The organism is Mycobacterium sp. P7213 (assembly GCF_900604305.1).
Taxonomy (GTDB): domain Bacteria; phylum Actinomycetota; class Actinomycetes; order Mycobacteriales; family Mycobacteriaceae; genus Mycobacterium.
Genome location: NZ_UWOA01000001.1, coordinates 224,195 through 232,530, shown reverse-complemented (window position 1 = coordinate 232,530; position 8,336 = coordinate 224,195). Strand labels below are relative to the sequence as shown.

The 8,336-nt window shown below is 67.2% G+C and carries 5 protein-coding genes and 1 pseudogene; all 6 read right to left on the bottom strand.

Annotated features, from left to right (window positions below):
• Positions 1-1,338, bottom strand: a pseudogene (locus tag EJK91_RS01125) (hypothetical protein); the annotation flags it as partial.
• Positions 1,339-1,924: 586 nt separating this feature from the next.
• Entirely contained in the window at positions 1,925-3,661 is a 1,737-nt protein-coding gene (gene lpqB / locus EJK91_RS01120) for an MtrAB system accessory lipoprotein LpqB (protein ID WP_125078046.1), read from the bottom strand.
• A gap of 26 nt (positions 3,662-3,687) precedes the next feature.
• Positions 3,688-5,337 (bottom strand): MtrAB system histidine kinase MtrB, encoded by a 1,650-nt coding sequence (gene mtrB, locus EJK91_RS01115; protein WP_125078022.1) that lies wholly within the window; start codon positions 5,335-5,337, stop codon positions 3,688-3,690.
• A gap of 78 nt (positions 5,338-5,415) precedes the next feature.
• Complete coding sequence (gene mtrA / locus EJK91_RS01110) at positions 5,416-6,102, bottom strand: two-component system response regulator MtrA (RefSeq protein WP_019737852.1); 687 nt, start codon at positions 6,100-6,102, stop codon at positions 5,416-5,418.
• A gap of 52 nt (positions 6,103-6,154) precedes the next feature.
• Positions 6,155-6,784, bottom strand: a complete 630-nt coding sequence (locus EJK91_RS01105) for a dTMP kinase (protein WP_046301868.1) — start codon at positions 6,782-6,784, stop codon at positions 6,155-6,157.
• A gap of 93 nt (positions 6,785-6,877) precedes the next feature.
• Positions 6,878-8,335 carry an adenosylhomocysteinase gene (gene ahcY, locus EJK91_RS01100; RefSeq protein WP_036457496.1) on the bottom strand — a complete coding sequence of 486 codons (1,458 nt, stop codon included), beginning with the start codon at positions 8,333-8,335 and terminating at the stop codon, positions 6,878-6,880.
• Position 8,336 lies beyond the last annotated feature (1 nt).

The window sequence follows — 8,336 nt, the reverse complement described above, 5'->3', positions numbered from 1 at the left end:
GACCAACGTCGTGTCRCCCAACCCCACCCCGTCCAACAGACCGGKCAGCGTCAGATCACTCAAACCCGCACCCCCGAGCAGGGCGGGCAGCGTGATGTCGCCCAACCCCACCCCGGCCAGCAGACCGACCAGCGTCAGGTCACCCAGCCCCAGCGTTTCCATCAGGTCGGGCAGCGTGGAGCTGCCCAACCCCACGTCGGCCAGTAACTCCGACAGTGGCAGCTCACCGACACCGACATCGTTCAACAGGTCAGCGAGTGTGGTGTCGGCCATCCCAATGCCGCCGAGCAGACCCGACATCGTCATCCCGCCCAGTCCCACATCCGCCAGCAGGTCACCCAGCGTGACGCCGCCCAAACCGACACCGCCCAGCAGGCCGCCCAGCGTCAGGTCACCCAAGCCCAGATTCCCCAGCAGACTTGGCAATGTGACCTCACCCAACCCGATGGTTGCCAGCAGCCGGTCCAGCCCCAGACCGCCCATTCCGACGCCGTCGAGCAGCCCGCCCAGCGTGAGGGTGCCCAAGCCCAGATCCCCCAGCAGTCCGGGCAGCGGGGTGGTCAGCACATGGTCAAGCACTCCGCCGAGGTCGGTACCCTCGCCGTCCAGCCCGTTGAGCAGATCGCCCAGTCCGCCGAGCAGTCCGTCCAGTTCTGCCAGCAGTTCGCCGAGGGGCACCGCGGTGTCGAGGATCTGTCCGGGAACCAGCAGTCCGTTGAAGGCGGGGATGCTCACCCCCAGCAGATCGAGGTTGTCGGCGCCGTTGAGGTAGGCGTTCAGGAGCTGGGCGGGGGCCGTCATTAGTGCGGTGAGCACGGCGGCGGGATCCGCGGCTGATTGGATCGCTTCGATGATCTCGCCGAACTCGTTGGCGGTGGTGACCAGCGGACCCACCGCGGCGAGCAGGGCGGCCAGCGGCGCCGAGAGGTCGACCGAGATCGGCGCCGGGAGGGGGAAGACCTGGGCGCCGATGGCCGGCAACAGGTTCGCGAGCAGGGCACCCACCTGCTGCACGTTGTTGGAGATGTCTCCTAGGACGGTGCCTATCGACGCCGGGTCGGCGCTGATCAGCTCGAAGTAGCCGGTCCAGTTGGCGACGATCTGTTGCAGCACGGGGAACGGCTGCGCGAGCCAGAGTTGGTCCATGGCCTGCAGGTTGGCGAGGGTGTTGGCATAGAGGTCCTGGTAGGCGCCGGCGATGTCGGTGGGGCTGCCGGCCAGTGCGACCGCGCGTGCCGGCATGGCACTCGGTATCGGCTCGACGGGCGCGACGGCGATGAGGCTGGCACCGACGAGGACGACGCCGCTGGTGAAGTACGGACGAAGAAGTCTTTGCATGAGCCGCTCCTGACGTTGGGTCGGCCCCGGATGACCGGGCGACACGATTGTCGGCAGCGTATGGCACAGGCGATTCTTAGGTTAACCTCGCATTCGGCTTCGTGATTCTATCGTTATTATTACGTTATAGGTCTGTTATATTCATGGGGTAGCAATGTAAAATCGCTTTACATCGCGGGTATCGCTTATGACCGGACGAGCGGATTGTCAATTCCGTGGATTCCCGCGCTTTTCTGAACATCCCGGGCCTCGAAGACTTCGCGACGACAACCGGCGGAGCGTGCAATTGTCCAGTACATAGACACCGAGACGCCACCGTGTCACGAGCGTCCAATTTCTACAAGACATTGTTTTTGAATAGCCTTTATATGAATTCCTGCGCCACCACCGCCGGCAAGAATTCGCAATGTTCCGGTCCCTGTTGTAGACATTGGCATCGCATGTGAGGCAACCTGCCTTGGGCCACACCACGGGACAGCCCACTCAATTCGGGTAATTCCAGCGCGCCACCACCCGGATGGTTCCCGGATGTCTTCACATCTTTTTCACATACAAAGGATTGGTCGGGATCGCAGCGGGGCAACGCTCAGCCCGGCAGTACCGGCAACGCTCCGCTCACCATGAACGGCCCCAGCGGCGACCAGCTCTGCTCGTCCTCGGCCGCCGCGGACGACAGCGCGAGCACACCCCGCGGATCGGCCACATAGACCGTGGACGGGTCGGCGACGATCGTCGACACCGGCAGCTGCAGATTGCCGTTGGGTGCATCGGAGTTGACCCCGTCGATGTTGACGTAGGACACCGGATGTTTGGGATCGGACCGGCTCACCACGATGTCGTCGCCGGTGCGCCAGCTCAGCGACACCGCCGAGGAGCCCAGCCCGAAGCCCAGCCGGCGCGGGTAGTGCAGCACGAACTGGCCGCCGGGCATCTGCTCGATACCGGCCAGGATCACCTGTCCACCGATCACCATGGCAGCCCGGGTGCCGTCACGGGACAGTTGCAGCTCGCTGATCGGTCCGGGGAACCGCGCGGAGACCGCCCCGGAATCCACCGGGATCCGGGCCGGGCGGCCCGTTGCGACTTCTTGGATGGCCCGCAGCACATTGTTGCCGTCGACCACCACCCACACGGCCTCGTCCAGCGACCAGCTGGGCCGCGACAGGGTGTGCCCCTCAGCCGCCTGCACCGCCTCGCCGCCGAGGTCACCGATCCACAGGGTGGCCTCCGGGTCACCGGGGTGCACCACCACCGAGGCCACCTGGCGGCCATTGCGCGACAGCGCGCACGATTCCTGATCGGGCTCCCGGCCGAACGCCCCGGGCACCCGGTTGGCCTGCTGGCCGTCCAGTACCAGCAGCGATCCACCCACCAGCGCGTGTATGCCCGCACCGGCGCCATCGGAGGCGCCCGGGTCGGTGGTGGCCACATCCGAGGTGGTCCACCCGTCGGGGAACCTGTCGTCGAGCGCCGCGCCGTCGGCGTCAATCACGTAGGGGCCTTTGATATCAGCGCGGGCCAGCGTCCAGATGAGTTGCGCGGCAAGCAGTTTCCTGGTGTTGGGGTCGGTGGCCGCCAAACTGTCCAGGTCGATCTTCGCGCCGCCGTAGCCGCGGCCGACCCCGCTCTTGCCGCCGTCGGCGCGGGTCACCGGCCCGCGCAGTCGCACGGGAGGCGACAGCAGATTGCGCACCCCGGCCATCTCGGGGCGGGGGCCGGCAATCAGCTTGGACACCAGTTCGGTCGCCAACTGGTCGGGATCGGACACCGCCACGTAGCGGGGATCGGGCACCACTGTCTTGCCGGTCGGGTCGACGAAGTAGAGCGTGTTGCGCTTGTAGGTCGCCTGGAACTGCTGCCAGTCCAGGAACACCCCGTTGGGCAGCCGATCGATGCGCCAACCGTCGGAGGTCTTGAGCAGTTCGATCGGCTCCGGGGCCGGCAGGGCGCCCTCGGCGGTCTCGAACACCCCCATGTCCGAGAGCGACCCCAGCATGTCGGCGCGCATTGTGACCGCGACCCGGCCGGCGCTGCGCGTCTCGACGAAAACCACGTTGTCGATCAGCAACGCGCTACCGGCGTCGTCCCAGGAGTCAGAGGCCTCCTGGGTGAGGAACTGCCGCGCCGCGCGGTGCCGGTTAGCCGGATCGGCGGTCGCCTTGAGGAATTCCCGCAGCAGCACATCGGGATCCATCCCCGGGGTGGGCTTGGGCAGCACCGACGGCGGCGGCGACTCCACCGTGCCGATCGCCTGCGGCGCCGACGTGCTGGGCACCCCGGCGCACCCGGCCAGCGCGCCCACCAACGCTGCCACGACCAGCATCCGCGTCGCGATCCTGTTGCGCGGCATCATCCGATCCTCTCGGCGTGCTCGCGGGCCCGCTGACGACGTTCCCGACGCTCGGCGGCGCTCACCGGCTTCATCGGCAGCGGGCTGGTGGTGACCTTGTGTCCGCGCACCAACGGCAGGGTGAGCCGGAAGCAGGCCCCCTTGCCCGGCTCGCCCCAGGCCTCCAGCCGGCCCTGGTGCAGCCGGGCGTCCTCCACACTGATCGCCAGGCCCAGCCCGGTTCCGCCGGAGCGCCGCACCCGGGATGGGTCGGCACGCCAGAACCGGCTGAACACCAGCTTCTCCTCGCCCGGGCGCAACCCCACGCCGTGGTCACGCACCGTGACCGCCACCGTGTCTTCATCGGCGGCCATCCGAATCACCACCGGCTTGTGCTCGGCGTGGTCGATGGCGTTGGCGATCAGGTTGCGCAGGATGCGTTCCACCCGGCGCGGATCGACCTCGGCGATCACCTGATTGCCGGGCATGTCCACCTTGAGCTGGACACCGGCCCCGGCCGCCAGGTGCCCCACGTTCTCCAGGGCACTGTTGACGGTGGAGCGCAGGTCCACCGACTCCACGGACAACTCGGCCACACCGGCGTCGTGACGGGAGATCTCCAGCAGATCGTTGAGCAGAGACTCGAACCGGTCCAGCTCACTGACCAGCAGTTCGGTCGAGCGCCGCAGCGAGGGCTCGAGGTCTTCGCTGTGGTCGTGGATCAGGTCGGCGGCCATCCGCACGGTGGTCAGCGGGGTACGCAGTTCGTGGCTGACGTCGGAGGTGAACCGGCGCTGCAGGTTGCCGAACTCCTCGAGCTGGGTGATCTCGCGCGACAGGGTCTCGGCCATGTCATTGAAGGACACCGCCAGGCGGGCCATGTCGTCTTCACCGCGCACCGGCATCCGTTCGGACAGGTGGCCTTCGGCGAACCGTTCGGCGATCCGCGAAGCCGACCGCACCGGCAGCACCACCTGCCGCGACACCAGCAAGGCGATACCCGCCAGCAGCACCAGCAGCACCAGGCCACCGGTGGCGATCGTCCCGCGCACCATGCTGATCGTGTTGCGTTCGGTGCCCAGCGGATAGATGAGGTAGAGCTCCAGGTTGGTGATGCGCGACGTCGTCGGCGTCCCGATCACCAGCGCCGGCCCGGAAAAGCCTTCGACGTGCACGGTCGCGTACTGGTAGCTGACCTGACCGGCCTTGACGAATTCCCGCAGCGCTGCCGGAACCTGATCCACCGGCCCGGCGGCGGTCGCCGCGCGCGGCCCTTCGCCGGGGACCACCAGGACCGCGTCGAACGCGCCTGCCGTGCCGCTGCCGGCAGCCGGGTCGGTCTTGGACATCAGCGTGTTGCGAGCCAGCTGCAGACTCGATGTCAGCGAGCGGGCCTCCTCACCGCCGACGATGCCACCGGCAGTGACCCGCGCCCGCACGATCTGCTCGGTGGCCGCCCGAACCTTGACGTCCAGCACCCGGTCGGTGATCTGGCTGGTCAACACGAAACCGAGACCCAGGATGACCACAGCCGACATGCCCAGCGTCAGCACCACAACCCGCAGTTGCAGCGAACGACGCCAGGCGACCTGCACCGCGCGGCGCAGTGTGTTCACACCGAGCAGCAGTGGACCCGACCGCCGGGGGCGCCGTCTGGAGCTGAAGATCATTGGCGCTTCTCCTCAGCCTCGCTGGCGCTCGGCATCGTCGAAGACGCGAAGATCACGTGCGCCGCTCCCCGGTGGGGATCACGGGGGTCCGGCCTTGTAACCCACTCCTCGGACGGTCAGCACCACAGTCGGGTTCTCCGGGTCTTGCTCCACCTTGGCCCGCAGGCGCTGGACGTGCACGTTCACCAGCCGGGTGTCCGCAGGATGACGATATCCCCAGACCTGTTCGAGAAGCACCTCACGAGTAAACACCTGCCGCGGTTTGCGTGCCAGCGCCACCAGCAGGTCGAACTCCAGCGGGGTCAGCGAGATCTGCTCACCGGCCCGGCTCACCTTGTGCGCCGGCACGTCGATGTCGATATCGGCGATCGAGAGCATCTCAGCCGGCTCGTCGTCGTTGCGGCGCAGCCGGGCCCGCACCCGGGCCACCAGCTCCTTGGGCTTGAACGGCTTCATGATGTAGTCGTCGGCGCCCGACTCCAGCCCGAGCACCACGTCGACGGTGTCGGTCTTGGCGGTGAGCATCACGATCGGGACACCGGAGTCTTTGCGCAGCACCCGACAGACGTCGATGCCGTTCATGCCGGGCAGCATCAGGTCCAGCAGCACCAGGTCGGGCCGCAGCTCGTGCACCGCGGTGAGCGCCTGGGTGCCGTCACCGACGACCGCGGTGTCGAAACCCTCCCCACGCAACACGATGGTGAGCATCTCGGCCAGCGACGCGTCGTCGTCGACGACAAGAATCCTTTGCCTCATGGCGTACATGGTGTCACCAGATCGAGATAAAACGTGGCTATCACACGCGCGTTTCGCGGAGTTACCCGCGCATCTCGGCCGCCAGAGCGGCCGCATCGACCGTCGGGCCGACTATCTGCCAGCGTCCAGCGAACCCGGCTTGGGCCAACCCGCGATACACCGCGCCGGTGCGGCGCTGCAGACCGTCGTCGCGCTCGTAGCTGTCGCGGGTGCGTGCGGCGTCGTGCTCCTCACGGTGCCGGGCCCGCTGCGCGGCGAGTTCGGTGGGCACGTCGAGCAGTACCTGCCAGTCCGGCGCGGGCAGCGCGAGCCGCTCGAATTCCAGCCGGCGCACCCAGTCCACCATCTCGCCGTCGGCGCCCTGATGCAGCCGGGCGGCGCTGTAGGCCGCGCTGGAGGCGACGTACCGGTCCAAGATCACCACGTCGTTTCCCCGGCACAGCGCGTCGATCTCGCCTTTGGCGCCGGCGCGGTCCAGCGCGAACAACATCGCCATCGCATACACCGAGTCGGCTAGATCGCCGTGCTGCCCGTGCAATGCCTCGGCGGCCACATCGGCGGTCACCGAGACGCCGTAGCGCGGGAACGCCAACGTGGCCACCGACTGGCCGGCGCCCTCGAAGGCGGTGCGCAACCCTTGGGCCAGCGTGTTCTTGCCGGCGCCGTCAACGCCTTCGATCGCGATCAGCACGGCGGGAAGCCTAGTCAGCCCCCTGCCGAGCAGACGCAAAAGCCCCCAATTCCAGGCCGGAATGGGGGCTCTTGCGTCGGTTCGCGGAGAAAATCAGTACCGGTAGTGGTCCGGCTTGTACGGGCCTTCCACATCGACGCCGATGTACTCGGCCTGGTCCTTGGTCAGCTTGGTCAGCGTGCCGCCCAGAGCCTCGACGTGGATGCGGGCCACCTTCTCGTCCAGGTGCTTGGGTAGCCGGTAGACCTCGTTGTCGTACTCATCGCCCTTGGTCCACAGCTCGATCTGAGCGATCACCTGGTTGGAGAAGCTGTTGCTCATCACGAACGACGGGTGGCCGGTGGCGTTGCCCAGGTTGAGCAGCCGGCCCTCGGACAGCACGATGATCGACTTGCCGGTGTCGGGGAAGGTCCAGACGTCGACCTGCGGCTTGACGTTGTCGCGCACCGCGCCGGAGGTCTCCAGGGCGGCCATGTCGATCTCGTTGTCGAAGTGGCCGATGTTGCCCAGGATGGCCTGGTTCTTCATCGCCTTCATGTGCTCCAGGGTGATGATGTCCTTGTTGCCGGTCGTGGTGATCACGATGTCGGCGTCGCCGATGGCCTGCTCGACGGTCTGGACGTCGTAGCCCTCCATCAGCGCCTGCAGCGCGTTGATCGGGTCGATCTCGGTGACGGTCACCCGTGCGCCCTGGCCCTTGAGGGACTCCGCGCTGCCCTTGCCGACGTCGCCGTAGCCGCAGACCAGCGCCTTCTTGCCGCCGATCAGGGCGTCGGTGCCACGGTTGATGCCGTCGATCAGGGAGTGCCGGCAGCCGTACTTGTTGTCGAACTTGGACTTGGTGACCGAGTCGTTGACGTTGATCGCCGGGAACACCAGCTCACCAGCGGCGGCCAGCTGGTAGAGCCGCAGCACACCGGTGGTGGTCTCCTCGGTGACACCCTTGACCGACTCGGCGATCTTGGTCCATTTGGTCTTGTCGGTCTCGAAGCGGTCGCGCAGCGTGGCCAGGAAGACCTTCCACTCGTGCGAGTCGCCGTCCTCGGCAGGCGGAACCACGCCGGCCTTCTCGTACTGGGCGCCGCGCAGCACCATCATGGTGGCGTCGCCGCCGTCGTCGAGGATCATGTTGGCCGGCTCGCCGTCCCAGGTCAGGGCCTGCTCAGCGCACCACCAGTACTCCTCGAGGGTCTCGCCCTTCCAGGCGAAGACCGGGGTGCCCTTGGGCTCCTCGACGGTGCCGTGCGGCCCGACGACGACCGCGGCGGCAGCGTGGTCCTGGGTGGAGAAGATGTTGCAGGACGCCCAGCGAACTTCGGCACCGAGGTCGACCAGGGTCTCGATGAGCACCGCGGTCTGGATCGTCATGTGCAGCGAACCGGTGATGCGGGCACCCTTGAGCGGGTTGACCCCGTGGTACTCGTGACGCAATGCCATCAGGCCCGGCATCTCGTGCTCGGCCAGCCGGATCTCCTTGCGGCCGAACTCGGCCAGCGACAGGTCAGCGACCTTGTAGTCGATGCCGTTGCGGCTGTCCGCGGTCAAACTCATC

Coding starts and splice junctions, on each gene's coding strand:
- mtrA (WP_019737852.1), bottom strand. CDS start 6,102: ATGTACGCCATGAGGCAAAGGATTCTTGTCGTCGACGACGACGCGTCG.
- ahcY (WP_036457496.1), bottom strand. CDS start 8,335: ATGAGTTTGACCGCGGACAGCCGCAACGGCATCGACTACAAGGTCGCT.
- mtrB (WP_125078022.1), bottom strand. CDS start 5,337: ATGATCTTCAGCTCCAGACGGCGCCCCCGGCGGTCGGGTCCACTGCTG.
- lpqB (WP_125078046.1), bottom strand. CDS start 3,661: ATGCTGGTCGTGGCAGCGTTGGTGGGCGCGCTGGCCGGGTGCGCCGGG.